The organism is Billgrantia sulfidoxydans, assembly GCF_017868775.1.
Lineage (GTDB): Bacteria > Pseudomonadota > Gammaproteobacteria > Pseudomonadales > Halomonadaceae > Halomonas > Halomonas sulfidoxydans.
This window is the reverse complement of sequence record NZ_CP053381.1, coordinates 4,090,285-4,107,267: the sequence shown is the minus strand read 5'-3', so window position 1 is coordinate 4,107,267 and position 16,983 is coordinate 4,090,285. Positions and strand designations below refer to the sequence as shown.

The window sequence follows — 16,983 nt, the reverse complement described above, 5'->3', positions numbered from 1 at the left end:
CTACTATGCGGGCGTGACCTACAAAGGAGGCATGCCCATTCGCTGATCCGCAGGAAAGCTCTTACCGCGAACTGCTCAGCCTCCCTTGCGGGCCGCGATGATACGGTCGAGAAGGTCGAGCAGCCACTCGCGCTCGCCTTCTTTCATGAAGCTGTCGAAGTTGTCTTCGCCCGCGGCGACCTTGTGGTTGAGCCGCTCGGTGAATTCCTTGCCCTTGTCGGTGAGGTAGAGGGCATAGGAGCGCCGATCGTTCTTCGACTTGCGCCGTTCCACCACCTCCATGCTCTCCAGCTTGTCGATGGCCGCCACCATGGCGGAACGGTCCACGTCCAGGGCGGTGGAGACCGCCGACTGGGTCAGCCCCGGGTTGTGATAGATGATGGCGAGGATGCTGAACAGCCCGGGTGTGATGCCCTCCTGGGCGCAAGCCTCGAAGAACACGTCGAAGTAGACGAGCTGCGCCCGGCGTAGCTTGTAGCCGAGGCGGGACTGCAGCATGGAGTAATCGATACCGTTCTGGTCGTCGTTGCTCATAGGTTGGTCGGCCCTGAGGTTGGGTGAGCCACGAGGCGGCAAGCAGCAAACAGCCTATCGGATACCGGACGGCGAGGCCTGTCACGGTCTCCAACTTTAGTCGTGTCTCGGCCGTGAGAATCGTCACGGCGACACGACGTTATGAGCGTATCTTTTTGATGCCGAATGCTTATTCCGCCTTTCTTCGGTTCCCGAAGAATAATGTTATGGTAGCAAAATGTTTGACATGACAACAGTTTAAAAAAATACTGGACTCCATGTTACCAAGGCTCCCATGCCGAGGGTAGCGAGATGCCCCTTTCGATCCTGACAACGATCACAAACAGCAGGAGCGCCCATGTCTTCCTCCTTTCGCGATGTCCGTCTGGGCACTGCCACTGCCAAGCTGATCCTGCGCGATGATGGAACCCGACTTCTCACTGTCGAGGAACCCCTCGGCGACTACCCCGATACGCTGCTCGAGTGCCTGGAGCGCTGGGCCGACGAGACGCCGGAGCGTACCTTCGTGGCGCGGCGCGACGGTGCCGGCGAGTGGCAGCGCCTGAGCTATGCCGAGACCCTGGCGCGGGTACGCCGCCTGGCGCAAGGGCTGCTGAACCACGGCTTGAGCGTCGAGCGGCCCTTGGCCATCCTCAGCGGTAATTCCATCGAGCACCTGCTGCTGTCGCTGGCGGCAATGTATGTGGGCATTCCCTTCGCCCCCGTCTCGCCGGCCTACTCGCTGGTCAGCCGGGACTACGGCAAGCTGCGCCATATCGTCGAGCTGCTGACGCCGGGCCTGCTGATGGTCGACAAGGCAGAGGATTTCGCCCCCGCCCTGGCGGCGGTGCAGCTGGCCGACTGCGGCTGTGTGGCGGTAGAGGCCGAAGGCTTCCCCATGGGCACCTTCGACGAACTGCTGGATACCCCCGTGACGGCGGCGGTGGAGGAGGCCCGTGCGGCCGTCGGCCCCGACACCATCGTCAAGTTCCTGTTCACCTCCGGCTCCACCGGCATGCCCAAGGGCGTCATCAATACCCACCGCATGCTCTGCGCCAACCAGGAGATGCTGGCCTCGCTGATGCCCTTCATGCGAGACGAGCCACCGGTTCTGGTCGACTGGCTGCCGTGGAACCACACCTTCGGCGGCAACCACAACGTCGGCATCGTGCTCTACAACGGCGGCAGCCTCTATATCGACGACGGCCGCCCGGTGCCGGGCGAGTTCGAGAAGACCATCGCCAACCTGCGCGAGATCGCCCCCACCGTCTACTTCAACGTGCCCAAGGGTTTCGAGATCCTGGTGGACTACCTGAAGCGCGAGGATGCCCTGCGCGAGACCTTCTTCTCCCGGCTCAACCTGATGTTCTTCGCCGCGGCGGGGCTCTCCCAGCACATCTGGGACGAACTCGACCGCCTTGCCATCCAGACCCTGGGCTGCAAGGTGGGCATGCTGACCGGCCTGGGCGCCACCGAGACCGCCCCCTCGGCGATGTTCGCCTCGCTGGAGGAGTCCCGCTCCGGCGTGGTGGGCCTGCCGGCGCGCGGGGTGACGATCAAGCTGGTGCCCAACGGCGGCAAGCTGGAGTGCCGGGTGAAAGGGCCCAGCGTGATGCCGGGCTACTGGCGCCAGCCCGAGGTCACCGCCAGGAGCTTCGACGAGGAAGGCTTCTACTGCCTGGGCGATGCGGTCAAGTTCATCGACCCGGACGACCCCCAGCGCGGCATGCGCTTCGACGGGCGCATCTCCGAGGACTTCAAGCTCGATACCGGCACCTGGGTCAGCGTCGGGCCGCTGCGGGCGCGCATCATCGAAGCCGGTGCCCCCCATGTGAAGGACGTGGTGATCGCCGGGCTCGACCGGCCCTATGTGGCGGTCATGGTGTTCCCGGACCTGGAGAAGTGCCGTGAGCTGGCGGGGCTGGGCAGCGAAATCGATGCCGCCACGGTACTGGCCAGCGAGCCGGTGCACGAGCGCTTCCTGCAGATGCTGCGGGACCTGGACGCCCACAGCACCGGCAGCTCCACCCGGGTGCGGCGCCTGGTGCTGCTCGACGAGCCGCCGCGCCTGGATGCCCACGAGATCACCGACAAGGGCTCGATCAACCAGCGGGCCGTGCTGGAGAACCGGGCCGCCATCGTCGAGGCGCTTTATCGCGAGCCACCGCCGCCGAGTGTGCTGCGGTTGGATTGAAAGCCGATTCATTCAGTTACCCCGCGCGGCGCGCCCTAGCCGCAAATGTTCCCAATGCCAAGGTCTGGGATGGACCCCCTGTGTCTGGTGAAACGCGCTAGCCGGCGAGTAACGATGCCTATACCAAAGTCGGGTATCGAGAGAGGTTGCTGACTGGACTATAATCGGTCATCAGATAGATGATGAAGACCATTGTTTTATACACAAACAAATATAAGCCGCTGAGGTATCCCCATGACACGTCGCACGCTGCTCAAGTCTCTTGCCGTCGTCGCTACCGCCGGTAGCCTGGCGCTGACCGTCCAGGCCCAGGCCCGTGATCTGCGCATGGCCCCCGGGGTGCCGCCGGCGCATCCTGCCTACGATCCGATGTTCACCGAATTCGCCGAGCGTCTGGCCGAGAAGACCGATGGCGACTTGACGGGCAACCTGCTGGGAACCGAGGTGGCCAACATCGGCAACATGCGTAATGCCATCAAGAGTGGCTTGGTAGAGGTGGGGCTCTTCCTGCCGGCCTATTTCCCGGCCGACCTGCCAGAGATCAACCTGGTCGGCGACCTGGCTTTCCTGGGCACCAATCCCCATGCCATGGGCGCGGCGGTGACCGAGTACATCGTCACTTGTGACGAATGTCAGCAAGAGCTCAAACAGTTGGGCATCGTCTACACCAGCTCCCATGCCTCGGATCTCTACCGCATACTGAGCACCGAGCCGGTACGCTCCCTCGATGATCTCCAGGGGCTGCGCATGCGAGTGGGCGGGCCCCAGTATTCCCGCTGGGCCGAATCGGTGGGCGTGTCACCGGCCTCTATCCCCGTAGGGGAGACTTACGAATCGCTCTCCCAAGGGGTGATCGAAGGCACCATCGCTTCCATTGCCGACATCATCTCCTTCCGGCTGGATGACGTGCTGAATTATGTCACTGATGTCGAGCTGGGCACGTTCCATAGCACCATTTCCCATGCGGTCGGTCAGCAGGCCTGGGGTTCTCTCTCTGCCGAGCAGCGTGAGGCCCTGGTCCACGCCTCGGTCGAGGCATCCGCCGCCATCACCCAGCGCTGGGGCTACGAGATGGCCGACGAGGCTCGTGAGGTCGCACTCGAAAACGGTATCGAGATGCTGGAGCCCGAGCCCGAACTGTTGGAGGCCATCGAGGCTTTCCTCGAGGAAGACCTGGTCTATGCCGCTGAACAGGCGGAGAGCCGCCACGGTGTAGAGGATGCGGCGGCCAAGATCGAGCGCTTCCAATCATTGGTGGAGAAGTGGAACGCTATCGTCGAGGAGGTTGGCGCGGATCCCGAGGCGGTGGCCGAGGCCATGAACCGCGAGATCTGGGACGGGGTGGATTTCTCCACCTACGGGACCTGATACCACGTCTCCGAATGCCGGCATGCCGGCATTCGGTAACGCCTCTCACGGAGACTCGTCATGGATGCGCTCTACCGCTTCACCAATCGGGCCGCCGTCGGTCTGGCCCTGCTGGGGACGCTCGGCATCCTGCTGATGGTGATCCACATCACCCTCGATGTGCTGCTGCGCGCCACGCTGTCCGTGTCGATCCCCGCCACCGTGGAGCTGGTGACCCGCTACTACCTGATCACCCTGGCATTGTTGCCGCTGGGGTGGGTGGAGTGGCGCCGGGAGATGATTGCCGTGGAGGCCCTGGAGGGGCTGATGAAGCCCTGGCTGGTGCGCCTGTCCGATGTGCTGGTGTCGCTGCTCTCGGCCGCGGTCTATGCCGTCCTGGCCGTGGCCACCTGGGGCAAGGCCATGGAGCAGTACGCCATCGGCTCCTACGTGATGTCGCTGAACTTCCCCATGCCGGTCTGGCCGACCTATTTCGCCCTGCCCGTCGCCTTCGCCCTGGCGGCGGTGGTCTGTGTGGTGCGGCTGCCGTTCCTGCTCAGAGATACAGCCCCTCCTTCCGGTACGCCAGATGAAAGGTGATTTCCATGTCCGTTGACGTCGGCTTCTACGGCCTCGCCATCCTGATGCTGCTACTGGCGCTGCGGGTGCCGGTGGCGCTCTCGCTGGTCGTGGTTGCGCTGGGCGGCATGACGGTGATGTTCGGCTGGAGCACCGCCATCGGCATGCTCTCCTCGACGCCCTACGAGTTCATCGCCAAGTGGACGCTCAGCGCGGTGCCGATGTTTTTGCTGATGGGCTTCGTCTGCTACCACACCGGCCTTACCAACGGCCTCTTCAGTGCCGCCAAGGTGGTGTTTCGCTGGTTGCCCGGTGGGGTGGCGATCTCCAGCATCGTGGCCAGCTCCGGTTTCGCCGCGGTGAGCGGCTCGAGCGTGGCCTGCTCGGCGGCCATGGGGCGCATCGCCATTCCCGAGATGGTGCGCGGCGGCTACAAGCCGAGCTTCGCCTGCGGCACCATCGCCGCCGGCGGTACCATCGGCGCGCTGATCCCGCCCAGCATCCTGATGATCGTCTATGGCGTGTTCGCCCAGGTCTCGATCACGCAGGTGTTCCTGGGAGGCATCACCATCGGTCTGCTGACGGCGCTGAGCTACAGCCTGGTGATTCTCTTGGTCAGCTGGTGGCGACCCGACATCGTGCCGCGGGAGGCCGTGGGGTCCCGCGACATCACCGCCCGACAGGCGCTGCTCGACATCTGGCCGGTGCTGGTGCTGGGCGTGCTGGTGTTCGGCGGCCTCTTCTCGGGGTTCTTTACCGCCACCGAGGCGGGGGCGGTGGGGGCCGCCGGGGCGATCCTCATCGGCCTGGTGCTGGGGCGCCTGAACGGCCGGGCCATGAAGGCCGCGCTGCTCGAGACCCTTTCCACCACCTCGGCGCTGCTGATCATCGGCGTCGGGGCCAGCATGTTCACTCTCTTCCTGAGTCTGAGCGGCCTCGCCGGCTTTATCACCGGAGCGGTGACCGGCTGGGAGCTCTCCTATCTCGAACTGATGCTGGTGGTGGTGCTGATCTACCTCTTCCTGGGGCTGTTCATGGAGCCCTTCGGCGCCATGCTGGTGACCCTGCCCGTACTGCTGCCGGTATTCGAACTCTACGACGTGAGCCTGATCTGGTTCGGCGTGCTGCTGGTGAAGCTGCTCGAGATCGGCATGATCACCCCGCCGGTGGGCATGAACATCTTCGTGATCAAGGGCGTGGCGGGACAGTACGCCTCGCTGATGGATATCTTCCGTGGCGTGTCGACCTTTCTGGTGGCCGACATCGTGGTCGTCGCGCTGGTGGTCTTCTATCCCCAGATCGTACTGGTATTGACCGGCGGTTGATACGCAAGAGGGCGAGCGTCTGACGCTCGCCACTGGCGGGCTAAATTCGAATCAATTTGTTTGTTTATATAACAATATATTTAATCTTCAATGTTAAATGCCTCCCCAAGGAGGGCCGAGAGAGTGAACAAGATCATCGACAGCAGCACCGCGGCGGGCCTGATTCGGGATGGCGACACCGTCATCTGGACGACCGCCGGCCTGAGCGGCTTCGCCGAGGCCGTGGCCATCGCGCTGGAGCGGCGCTTCCTGGAGACCGGCGCGCCCCGCGACCTCACCGTGGCGCACAGCTGCGGCTGCGGCGACGGCAAGACCCGCGGCATGAATCACCTGGGCCATGCCGGCCTGGTCAGGCGGCTGATCAGCGGGCACACCGGCCAGGCGCCGCGCATGGGCGAGCTGATCCGCGAGAACCGCGTCGAGGGCTACCTGCTGCCCCAGGGCGTGCTGGCGCATCTGTGGCGTCACATCGCCGGCAAGAAGCCCGGCGTGATCAGCAAGGTGGGGCTGGGCACCTTCGTCGACCCGCGCCTCGAGGGGGGCAAGGCCAACGCCGCCGCCGAAGAGGAGCTGGTCAAGCTGGTCGAACTCGAAGGCGAGGAGTGGCTGCTCTATCGCACCTTTCCGGTGGACGTGGCGGTGATTCGCGCCACCACCGCCGACGAGCGCGGCAACCTGAGCATGGAGCGCGAGGCGCTGCTCCTCGAGCAGCTCTCCATGGCCCAGGCGGCCAAGAACAGCGGCGGCATTGTCATCGCCCAGGTGGAGTACCTGGCCACCCAGGGCAGCCTGCACCCCAAGCAGGTCAAGGTGCCGGGCGACCTGGTCGACTACGTGGTGGTGGCCGAGCCCGAGCATCACATGCAGACCATCACCACCACCTACAACCCGGCGCTGTCCGGCGACCTCAGGATGCCGCTGGGCGGCATCAAGCCGCTGCCGCTGGATCCGCGCAAGGTGATCGCCCGGCGTGCCGCCATGGAGCTGGTGCCGGGGGGCATCGTCAACCTCGGCATCGGCATGCCCGAAGGGGTCTCCAGCGTGGCCGCCGAGGAGGGTGTCAGCGACCTGATGACCCTGACCACCGAGCTTGGCACCTACGGTGGTGTGCCCGCCAGTGGCGGCGACTTCGCCACCTCCTACAACGCCGAGGCGATCATCGACCACGGCTACCAGTTCGACTTCTACGACGGCGGCGGGCTGGACGTCTGCTTCCTCGGCCTGGCCCAGACCGACCACGAGGGCAACCTCAATGTCAGCAAGTTCGGCGACAAGGTGGTGGGGCCGGGCGGCTTCATCAACATCAGCCAGAACGCCCGCAAGGTGGTGTTCTGCGGCACCTTCACCAACGGCGGCGAGCTGGCGATCGAGGACGGCCGCCTCGCCATTCGCCAGGAGGGCCACCGCCGCAAGTTCGTTCAGCGCGTCGACCAGATCACCTTCAGCGGCCGCTATGCCCAGGAGACCGGCAAGCCGGTGCTGTTCGTCACCGAGCGCTGCGTCTTCGAACTGATCGACGGCGAAATCACCCTCACCGAGATCGCCCCGGGCCTCGACGTCGAGCGCGACATCCTGGCGGCCATGGACTTCGTGCCGCGCATCGCCAGCGAGCTGCGCGAGATGCCGGCGGCGCTCTTCCAGCCCCGGTGGGGTGGCCTGCGCGAGCATCTGCACGCGCCTGAGCATTGAGGAGAAAAGACATGTTCAAGAACGCCTACATTCCCTACGGCGGCTACTACACCACGCCTTTCTGCAAGTGGATGGGCAGCCTGGCCAACGTCAATGCCATCGAGCTGGGCGCGGCCACCAGCAAGCGCTGGTTCGCCAGCCGCGACATCGACCCCACGCTCATCGACTACCTCTACCTGGGGGTGTCGGTGGGGCAGAAATCGATCTTCTACGGCGCGCCCTGGGCCGCGGCCATGATGGGCGCCGGCCAGGCGCCGGGCCAGAACATCACCCAGGCCTGCGCCACCGCCACCACGGCGGTGTTCAATGCCGCCCTGGCGGTGGACGCCGGCAGCTTCGACACCACCTACTGCCTGCTCGCCGACCGCCCCTCCAACGGCCCGCATACCATCTGGCCCAACCCCAACGGGCCGGGCGGCGAGGTGATCGCCGAGAACTGGAACATGGACAACATCGCCGCCGACCCGGCCACCGGCAAGGACATGCTGACCACCGCCGAGAACGTGGCGCGCGAGCATGGCTTCAGCCGCGAGCAGGCCGACGAACTGACCCTGCGCCGCTACGAGCAGTACGCCGAGGCGCTGGCCGACGACCGCGCCTTCCAGAAGCGCTACATGTTCCCCGTCGAGGTCGTGGTCTCGCGCAAGGAGACCAAGCTCGTCGAGGCCGACGAGGGCGTGACCGCGACCAGTGCCGAGGGCCTGGCCAGGCTGCGAGCGGTGCAACCCGACGGCATTCATACCCTATGGGGCCCAGACCCACCCGGCCGATGCCAACGCCGGCATCGTCGTCACCACCCGCGAGCGCGCCGCCGAGCTCAGCACCGATCCCCGACTGGCCGTCCAGGTGGTGGCCTACGGCCATGCCCGGACCAAGCCGGCCCACATGCCCATGGCGCCGGCCACCTCGGTCAAGCGTGCGCTCGAGCGGTCCGGCCTGACCCTCGACCAGATCAAGACGGTCAAGAACCACTCGCCGTTCATCGCCAACGACCTGCACCTGGCCAAGGCGCTGGGGCTCGACGCCAACACCTTCAACAACTACGGCACCTCGCTGGTCTACGGACACCCCCAGGCGCCGACGCTGGCACGCCTGCTGATCGAGGCCATCGAGGAAACCGCGCTGAAGGGCGGCGGCTACGCCCTGGTCACCGGCTGTGCGGCCGGCGATTCGGCGGCGGCCCTGATCGTCAAGGTGGGCTGAGTTCTTTCCGGTCATTCCAACCGGGAGCGCCCGCCGAGGGATCGGCGGGTGTGCAAGCAAGAGCGCAAGGGACATGAAGTAGAAAGCAGCATTTATCGAACTAGAACAACACGGAGACTGAACAAGATGATGAATAAAAAAAGACTGGCCATGGCGGTCGCGCTTTCAGCCATTTCCGCACAGGCCTATGCCCTCGAGCTGGGTGAATTCGGCGGTGCGAATCTCAGCATCGGAGGCTATGTCAAGGCAGAGGGAATCTTTACCGATCCCGATGGGGGAGACAGGAACTTCGATGCGAGCGCTCGCCAGTCGCGCATCAACTTCAAAGTCGACAAGGACGTTCAGGGCCATAGCGTGACGGGCTTCATCGAGGGCGATTTCTGGGACAATGCGACGGATACATCGGACACCAGCTACGCCATGCGACTGCGCCATGCCTACATCCAGGTCGACGACTTCACCCTCGGTCAGACCTGGACCGGCCAGTTCTTTGCCAACGCGCCATTCGATGTGGAGATCCTCGACTTCTACGGTACCGGTGTCGGTACTGTCTCCGGCAGCGGCGCGGTCGTAAGGCCGGATCTGGTCCTGCACTATACCCCGGGTGGATTCCGCTTCAGCCTGCAGGACCCGGTCTACCAGGATGCCGACTTCCCGGACATGGTCGCCTCCTACACGCATCGTACCGAGGCGGGACACGCCTTCAATGCCGCCGTCACCGGGCGGGAGGTCGAGACCGGCATCGACGATTCGGAATTCGGCGCCGCGTTCTCCCTGGCCGCTAAGCTCAACTTCGGTGCTACCTCGCTTGCCCTGAGCGGCTACACGGGGAAAGGCAACAACGTCTACTCCGGCTGGGGCTACAACGGCGCGACGAGCCCTATCAGCATGGCTGCGAGTGGAGAGGTCAATGCCGATGGCGACCTGGTGAGCACGACCGGCTATTCGGCGGGGGTGAGCCATCGCTTCAATGAGCAGTTCCGCGGCAATATCCGCTATGCCCAGGTGGAAGCGGACGAGGTGGCGCCGACCGTTGCTGACGACACGCTCGAAATGATCAACGTCAATCTGATCTATACGTACTTGCCCAACCTGGACTTTGGCATCGAATGGCGCGACCGCAATGCGACGACGATGCCGCTGCGTCCGGGTGGGCAGCAGGTGGAGTTGATGGCGATGTACAAGTTCTAGGGGAGCTTGTCGCCGGCTCCTTCGCTCGGTTTCGATCGTTTCTTTGAGGCGAATCATCCTTCCTTCGATGATTCGCCTCTTTTCGTTGTGAGAAAGGCGGGAGTTCCCCTGCGAGTCTTGGAGCAGCCTCAAGCGCAATCGCGGGCCTAGAGTGCTGCTGCTGGGAAGCGGCTCAGCATTGCTCCGGCCTGGCGCAGGGTCTTGCCGTGGGCATGGGCCTGGGGGGCTTGGGTGGCCATATAGAAGCGCGACAGTTCGATCAGGCCCTGCAGATACTCGGCATCACCCTCTCCTTTCTCGTACCGGGCCTCGGCGGCGAGCGCCAGGCGGGCCATCTGCCAGGCGCCGCAGGCGATGCCGAGCAGGTGCAGCAGCGGCACGGCGCCGGCGTAGAGCTCGGCGGTGTCGCTGCGGTGGGCCAGCAGCCAGTCGGCGGTTTCATCGAGCAGAGTGGCCTGGTCGTGGAGCGGCTGCGCCAGGCCGCCGAGCGTGGGATGACCGTCTAGCTGGCCAGCAGTCGCACGGAAATCGGCAATCAGCTCGCGCAGGGTGGCGGCGTCCTCACGCAGGATCTTGCGCCCTAGCAGGTCGTTGGCCTGGATGCCGGTGGTGCCCTCGTAGATGGTGATGACGCGGGCATCGCGGAACAGCTGGGCGACCCCGGTCTCCTCGACGAAGCCCATGCCGCCGAACACCTGGATCGCCTCGTCGCACAGGTCGTTGCCCACCTCGGTGCACCAGCCCTTGGCCACCGGCATCAGCAGGTCGACGTAGCGGCGATGCTTGTCGGCGACCTCGGCATCGGGGTGGTGGCGGGCGAGGACGAACCAGCCCGCAGCAGTGTAAAGCAGGCCGCGCATGGCCATCAGCCGGGCGCGCATCGAGACCAGCATGCGCTTGACGTCGGGGTGGGCGAGGATCGGTCGGCCGACTTCGCCGGTGACGATATCGCGCCCTTGAACGCGTTCCCGGGCGTAGGCGAGGGCGGCCTGATAGGCGCGCTCCCCGAGGGCCACGCCCTGGATGCCCACGTTGAAGCGGGCCTCGTTCATCATCACGAACATGGTGGCCAGGCCCTGGTGCGGCTCGCCCACCAGATAGCCCAGGGCGCCGCCGTCGTCGCCGTAGCTGAGGGTACAGGTGGGGCTGCCGTGGATGCCCATCTTGTGCTCGATGGCGATGCAGCGGATGTCGTTGCGCTGCCCCGGCTCGCCTTGATCATCCAGCAAATATTTGGGCACCAGGAACAGCGACAGTCCCTTGATGCCGGGCGGGGCATCGGGCAGCCGGGCCAGCACCAGGTGCACGATGTTGGGGGTGAGCTCGTGCTCGCCGTAGGAGATGAAGATCTTCTGGCCGAACAGGCGGTAGGCGCCGTCGCCCTCGGGCTCGGCGCGCATGCGCGTCGCCGCCAGGTCGGAGCCGGCCTGGGGCTCGGTGAGGTTCATGGTGGCGGCCCACTCGCCGCTGACGATCTTTGCGAGCCAGGTGGCCTTCTGTTCCTCGCTGGCGGCGATCATCAGCGCCTCGGTCTGGCCCACGTTGAGCTGGGGCAGCATGGCGAAGGCCATGTTGGCGGAGAACCACATCTCCCACACCGGGGTGGAGACCAGCTTGGGCAGTCCCTGGCCACCATGCTCAGGGGGAAGGGATAAGCCGATCCAGCCGGCCTCGCGGAACCGGTCATAGGCCGCCTGCCAGCCCTCGGGGGTGACCACCTGCCCATCCTCCAGGCGACAGCCCTGGCGGTCGCCGACCGGGTTGAGCGGCGCGAGCACGCCGGCGGCGAACTTGCCGGCCTCCTCCAGCACGGCGCTGACCAGATCCGGCGAGGCGTCCTCGCAGCCGGGCAGCTCGCCGATCCGCTCGAGACCGGCCAGCTCCTCGAGGATGAACTGCATATCGCGCAGCGGCGCTTGGTAATCGAGCATGGTTAACGTGGGGCCATACGAATCGCCCCATCCACCCGAATTGTCTCCCCGTTGAGCATGGGGTTGTCGACGATATGGCAGGCCAGGCGCGCGAACTCGTCGGGTTCGCCCAGACGATTGGGGAACGGAATGGACGCAGCCAGCGACTGCTGGGCTTCCTCAGGCAGGGCATCCATCAGCGGGGTCTTGAACAGCCCTGGGGCGATGGTCATGACGCGAATACCGTGGCGTGCCAGCTCCCGGGCGATGGGTAGGGTCATGGCGACGATGCCGCCCTTGGAGGCCGCATAGGCGGGCTGGCCGATCTGGCCGTCGAAGGCCGCCACCGAGGCGGTGTTGATGATCACCCCGCGCTCGCCGTCGGCCTGGGGCTCGCCCTTGGCCATGGCGGCGGCGGCCAGGCGCAGCATGTTGAAGCTGCCCATCAGGTTGATGTTGACGATGCGGGAGAAGGCTTCGAGCGGCAGGGGCTCGCCGTGGCGGTCGACCACCTTGGCGGGGTCGCCGACCCCGGCGCAATTGATCAGCCCCTGCAGGCCGCCGAAGGTGTCCACGGCCAGCGCCACCACGGCCTGGGCATCGGCCTCGCTGGTGACGTCGGTGCGCCGGAACAGCGCGCGGTCGGTGGCGCTCCTTGCGTTCAGTTCTTTCGCCAACGCCTCGCCGCGTTCGGCATTGAGGTCGGCGATCACCACGTTGCCGCCGGCATCGTGGAGGGCGCGCGCGGTGGCCTCGCCAAGCCCCGAGGCGCCGCCGGTGACGATGAAGGTATTGTCCTGAAATTTCATGATGCTCTCCTCAGGTGCGTGGTCCCTGGCCCTTCCGCTTGAAGAAGCTGCCGATGCGCTCGGCGACCTCGGGGCTGGTCTGGGTCAGGGCGGCGGTCAGCGACTCGACGAACAGGCCGTCGTCGCTGGCCATGTTGTCGATGCGCGAGATGGCCGACACCATGGCCCAGTTGGCCATGGGCGCGTTCTCGGCGATGCGGGAGGCCAGCTGACGGGCCTTGTCGAGGCTCTCGCCGTCGCCGACCACGTAGTGGGAAAGTCCGAGGCGCTGGCCCTCCTCGGCTGCCATGACGCGGCCGGTCAGCATCATCTCGCACAGGCGGCTGGCGCCGATGATGCCGGCGACCCGCACCGAAGCGCCGCCGCCGACGAAGATGCCGTGGCGCCCCTCGGGCAGTTGGTAAACGGTACTGCTCTCGGCGACCCTCACATGGGTGGCGCTGGCCAGCTCCAGGCCGCCCCCGATCACCGCGCCCTGCATGGCGGTGACCACCGGGAGGCCGCCGTGCTGCAACCGATCGAAGATGCGATGCCAGCTGCGGGAGTGCTGCACCACGCCGAAGGGCTCGCGATGCTGGTGCTCCGCCAGGTCGAGGCCGGAACAGAAGTGCTTGCCTTCGGCGGCAAGGATGATGACCCGGGTCTCCTTGGGGATGGCACTCAGTGCCTCTTCCAGAGCGCCGAGCAGGCGGTCGCTGATGGCGTTACGCTTTTCGGGCCGCGCCAGGGTGATGGTGTAGATGGTGTCGTCCAGAGTCGTCTTGACGAGTGTTTCGGTCATGAGGGCCTCGGCAGTCATTCGGCAGGCTGAGCGCTTGTTGTCCTTAAATACTGTTGTGAGTATAAACAGTATAGAGGCTGCAGCACTACCCCCGGCGGATCATTCTCTGGTTGATACGCCTTTGGTCTAGTGTGAGCTTCGGCGTGGGACGAAACGAAAAACGGCGGCCCGAGGGCCGCCGTAATGGGAGGGATAAGACGTTCGACGTGACAGTCAGGCAGCACACTCGGCCCGCAGGGCCATTGCCGCCTCGTAGATATTGCCGGCCTCGCCGCCGACTTCCTCCAGGTAGCCGTCGATGGTTTGCTGCAGTACCGGGCCCCACTCGGGATGCTCAAGCGCGTCGTCGATGACCAGGAACTCGTGGCCGGCCTGCTCGGCGTCCTGGCGCCCCTGGCGAATCAGCTCGTCGTAGACCGCCGCCGCGCGCAGCGACCACTCCAGGCCGCTATGGTCGTCGATCACCTGCTGCAGGTCCGTGGGCAGGCTGTCGTAGGTACGCTGACTCATGGTGGCGAACAGCGACAGGTCGTAGAGCGGCACCTCGGTGTGGTAGTTGGCCAGCTCGTTGAGGCGGAAGGTCTTCATGCCCTCCCAGTTGAAGCTCAGGCCATCCACCACGCCACGCTGCATGGCGGTGAAGACATCCGGGGCCGGCATGCCCACGGCCTGGGCGCCGAGGCGGTTGAACATATCGCCGACCACCGGCGTGGGACGGCGCAGGCGCAGCCCCTCCAGGTCCTGAGGTGTCTCGATCAGGCGCTCCTTGGTATGCAGGTAGCCGGGGCCGGTGGTGAACAGGAACAGCGGCCGGGTGTCGGAGTACTCCTCGTCGAAGTGCCCCTGGTCGTAGAGCGATTGCAGGATGCAGGAGCCCTGGCGGCTGCTGGCCGAGACGCCGGGAAGTTCGGCCACCTGGGTCAGCGGAAAGCGCCCGGCGTTGTAGCCCTGCGCCGAGGCCCCGATGTCGGCGACGCCGGTGACGGCGCTCTCGTAGGTCTTGTCGGATTTGGCCAGGGTCTGGCTGGGGTAGACCTCCACCTCGAGGCGTCCTTCGGAGGCTGCCTCGACGCTCTCCGCCCAGGCCTGGAACAGCTCGCGGTCGATCAACGATCCGCCGGGCCAGACATGGGCGATGCGCAGGGTGGTCGCCTCGGCCAGGGAGGGCATGGCGACGAGTGCGGCGGCCAGTGCGCTGGAAAGGGCGATACGGTTCACGGTCTTGCTGGGTGTCATGGGGTCTTCCTCTTGTCGTTATGTTGTTGAAACGCTTACAGGTCCAGCACCAGCACCTGGCTCTTGGCCCGCGAGCAGCAGGGGGTGAACTGATCGTTGGCGGCGTGCTCGTCGTCGTCCAGGTAGAGGTCGCGGTGGTCGGGTTCACCCTCCAGCACCCGGGTCAGGCAGGTGCCGCAGACCCCCTGTTCGCAGGAGACCATGATCTCGATGCCGTTCTCGGCCAGCACCTGATGCACCGTCTTGTCGGCGGGCACGGCGAAGCTGGCGCCGCTACTGGCGATCCTGACCTCGAAGCTGTCGTCGTCGGCGGTGTCGGCCACGGCGCCGGCGAAGTACTCGGTGTGCAGCCGCTCGCTGGGCCAGCCTGCCGCCTTGCAGGCCGTCAGCACCGCCTCGATGAAACCAGTTGGGCCGCAGACATAGACCCGGGCGTCGGGATCCGGGGTGGCGACCAGCGCCTCGAGATCCAGCCGCTGGTCCGGCTCGCCATCATCGAAGTGGAAGTGGACGCGTTCGGCGAAGCCGGAGGCGGCGATACGCTGGCGAAAGGCGGTGCGCTCGGGCGAACGGGTGCAGTAGTGCAGCTCGAACTCGGCCTGGGTATGAGCCAGGCGCTCGGCCATGCACAGCAGGGGGGTGATGCCGATGCCGCCGGCCAGCAGCAGGGTGCGCCCGGCCGGTTTGAGCGCGAAGTGGTTCTTGGGCGCACTGATCTGGACCAGATCGCCCACCTGGATCTCCTCGTGCATGGCTATCGAGCCGCCCCGGGAAGTGGGGTCACGCAGCACGCCGATCAGGTAGCGGTCGCTCTCCTCCGGGTGATTGCACAGCGAATACTGGCGGATGATTCCCTCTTTCACCCGCACGTCGATATGCGCCCCCGCGCTGAACGCGGGCAGCGGCCGACCGTGGGGGTCGGCCAGCTCGAAGGTGACGATATCCCGGGCTTCGTCGTGACGCGCCTTGACCTCGACGATCAGCGAAAGGGGAACGCTGCTGCTCATACTGTCGCTCCCGCTTGGCTGTCTTCGCGCTCCTCAGTGAGAATGCGATCGATGATGCGCCTGGCCTGCACGCCGCCGCCGTCGATGTTGAGCTTGAGCAGCTGGCGCTCGGGATAGCGCAGCAGGTTGCGCTGCTGCGCCTCGAGCATCTCCAGGTCCTCGGCGAAAATCTTGCCCTGGCCCTCGCGGATCTTGGCGGTGAGCTCGCTGTCCTCGGGTTTGAAGTTGCGTGCCATGCCCCAGAAGTACCAGATCGAGGTGTCGGTCTCGGGAGTGATGAAATCGACCACGATGCTCGAGGCCTTGACCTCCGCCGGGGCGTCATAGCCGCCGTGGCCGGCATGGGCCACGCCCACGTCGATGTGCACGTGGCTTGGCGGGGTGAAGCGGCAGATCTGCCAGCGATCCACCGGCACGTCATCGGCCAGGCCGCAGCCGCGCAGGGCGGCTTGCCAGAACGGCGGCGCCGGTATGTTCTCCATGTGGCGGCTGGTGATGACTTCTTCGCCGTTGACGGAGGTCTCGGGCGCTGCCTCCTCGATCTCCGGCTGGCCGATGCTGGAGGCGTGCACGTAGGTCTCATGGGTCAGGTCCATGAGATTGTCGATCATCAGGCGATATTCGCAGCGGACGTGGTAGAGCCCGCCGCCATAGGCCCAGTCGGGACTATTGGCCCAGAGCAGCTCGGGGATCAGGCTCGGGTCGGCCTTCTCCGGATCGCCCGGCCAGAGCCACACGAAGCCGTGGCGCTCCTCCACCGGGTAGGCGCGGATGCTCGGGAAGCCACGCACGCGCTGGCCCGGCATGCTGGCGCACTTGCCGTCGCAGCCCATCTCGAGGCCGTGGTAGCCGCACACCAGCTTGCCGTCGCGCACGAAGCCCAGCGACAGCGGGGCGCCACGGTGGGGGCAGAAGTCCTCCACCGCGGCCACGCGGCCCTCATCGCCGCGGAAGAAAACGATCGGCTCGTTGCAGATGGTGCGCCCCAGCGGCTTCTCCTCGATCTCGTCCGGGGTGCAGGCGACGTACCAGGTATTCTTGGGGAAGGGGGCTTGGAGTGTCACGGTGCTCTCCTCGGGGTCTCGGGTTCCTGCACTCGACATGGAACCGCCTTACCCTCTTGGGTCGAAAATGTTATGTTTGGATCCAAAGTAGAGACCTGAGGCATGCAATTGGTCAACTTATGCTTTAGTTGGATC

General features: G+C 65.5%; 13 protein-coding genes and 2 pseudogenes. 8 read left to right on the top strand and 7 right to left on the bottom strand.

Annotation, left to right across the window (positions count from 1 at the left end):
• Positions 1 to 75 precede the first annotated feature (75 nt).
• Entirely contained in the window at positions 76 to 534 is a 459-nt protein-coding gene (locus tag HNO51_RS19045) for a MarR family winged helix-turn-helix transcriptional regulator (protein ID WP_209538099.1), read from the bottom strand.
• Positions 535 to 868: 334 nt separating this feature from the next.
• Between HNO51_RS19045 and HNO51_RS19040 the strand changes: the two are divergent.
• From HNO51_RS19040 to HNO51_RS19010, 8 genes and pseudogenes are all read left to right on the top strand, one after another.
• A pseudogene (locus HNO51_RS19040) lies at positions 869 to 2,707 on the top strand (feruloyl-CoA synthase); the annotation flags it as partial.
• A 234-nt stretch (positions 2,708 to 2,941) separates the two neighbouring features.
• Entirely contained in the window at positions 2,942 to 4,075 is a 1,134-nt protein-coding gene (dctP, locus tag HNO51_RS19035) for a TRAP transporter substrate-binding protein DctP (protein WP_209538097.1), read from the top strand.
• Between the two features lie 60 nt (positions 4,076 to 4,135).
• Entirely contained in the window at positions 4,136 to 4,654 is a 519-nt protein-coding gene (locus HNO51_RS19030) for a TRAP transporter small permease (RefSeq protein WP_209538096.1), read from the top strand.
• A 5-nt stretch (positions 4,655 to 4,659) separates the two neighbouring features.
• Complete coding sequence (locus HNO51_RS19025) at positions 4,660 to 5,958, top strand: TRAP transporter large permease (protein WP_209538095.1); 1,299 nt, start codon at positions 4,660 to 4,662, stop codon at positions 5,956 to 5,958.
• Between the two features lie 123 nt (positions 5,959 to 6,081).
• Complete coding sequence (locus HNO51_RS19020; RefSeq protein ID WP_209538094.1) at positions 6,082 to 7,647, top strand: acyl CoA:acetate/3-ketoacid CoA transferase; 1,566 nt, start codon at positions 6,082 to 6,084, stop codon at positions 7,645 to 7,647.
• A 104-nt stretch (positions 7,648 to 7,751) separates the two neighbouring features.
• Positions 7,752 to 8,309, top strand: a pseudogene (locus HNO51_RS21100) (thiolase family protein); the annotation flags it as partial.
• Between the two features lie 28 nt (positions 8,310 to 8,337).
• Entirely contained in the window at positions 8,338 to 8,850 is a 513-nt protein-coding gene (locus tag HNO51_RS21095; protein WP_242597156.1) for a beta-ketoacyl-[acyl-carrier-protein] synthase family protein, read from the top strand.
• A gap of 126 nt (positions 8,851 to 8,976) precedes the next feature.
• A complete protein-coding gene (locus HNO51_RS19010) occupies positions 8,977 to 10,041 on the top strand; it encodes a hypothetical protein (RefSeq protein ID WP_197448720.1) in 1,065 nt (354 codons plus the stop codon).
• A 146-nt stretch (positions 10,042 to 10,187) separates the two neighbouring features.
• Here the strand turns inward: HNO51_RS19010 and HNO51_RS19005 are convergent, their stop codons facing one another.
• The 6 genes from HNO51_RS19005 to HNO51_RS18980 form a co-directional block, all read right to left on the bottom strand.
• Positions 10,188 to 11,972, bottom strand: a complete 1,785-nt coding sequence (locus HNO51_RS19005) for an acyl-CoA dehydrogenase (RefSeq protein ID WP_209538093.1) — start codon at positions 11,970 to 11,972, stop codon at positions 10,188 to 10,190.
• 2 nt (positions 11,973 to 11,974) lie between these two features.
• Positions 11,975 to 12,760 carry a 3-hydroxyacyl-CoA dehydrogenase gene (locus HNO51_RS19000; RefSeq protein WP_209538092.1) on the bottom strand — a complete coding sequence of 262 codons (786 nt, stop codon included), beginning with the start codon at positions 12,758 to 12,760 and terminating at the stop codon, positions 11,975 to 11,977.
• Between the two features lie 10 nt (positions 12,761 to 12,770).
• Positions 12,771 to 13,541 (bottom strand): crotonase/enoyl-CoA hydratase family protein, encoded by a 771-nt coding sequence (locus tag HNO51_RS18995; RefSeq protein WP_197448717.1) that lies wholly within the window; start codon positions 13,539 to 13,541, stop codon positions 12,771 to 12,773.
• 213 nt (positions 13,542 to 13,754) lie between these two features.
• Positions 13,755 to 14,777, bottom strand: coding sequence for a TRAP transporter substrate-binding protein (locus HNO51_RS18990; protein WP_209538091.1), 1,023 nt, complete (start codon positions 14,775 to 14,777; stop codon positions 13,755 to 13,757).
• A gap of 35 nt (positions 14,778 to 14,812) precedes the next feature.
• A complete protein-coding gene (locus HNO51_RS18985; RefSeq protein ID WP_209538090.1) occupies positions 14,813 to 15,784 on the bottom strand; it encodes a PDR/VanB family oxidoreductase in 972 nt (323 codons plus the stop codon).
• Positions 15,781 to 16,848 carry an aromatic ring-hydroxylating dioxygenase subunit alpha gene (locus HNO51_RS18980; protein WP_242597155.1) on the bottom strand — a complete coding sequence of 356 codons (1,068 nt, stop codon included), beginning with the start codon at positions 16,846 to 16,848 and terminating at the stop codon, positions 15,781 to 15,783. The genes HNO51_RS18985 and HNO51_RS18980 overlap by 4 nt, the downstream gene beginning before the upstream one ends.
• Positions 16,849 to 16,983: the final 135 nt, after the last annotated feature.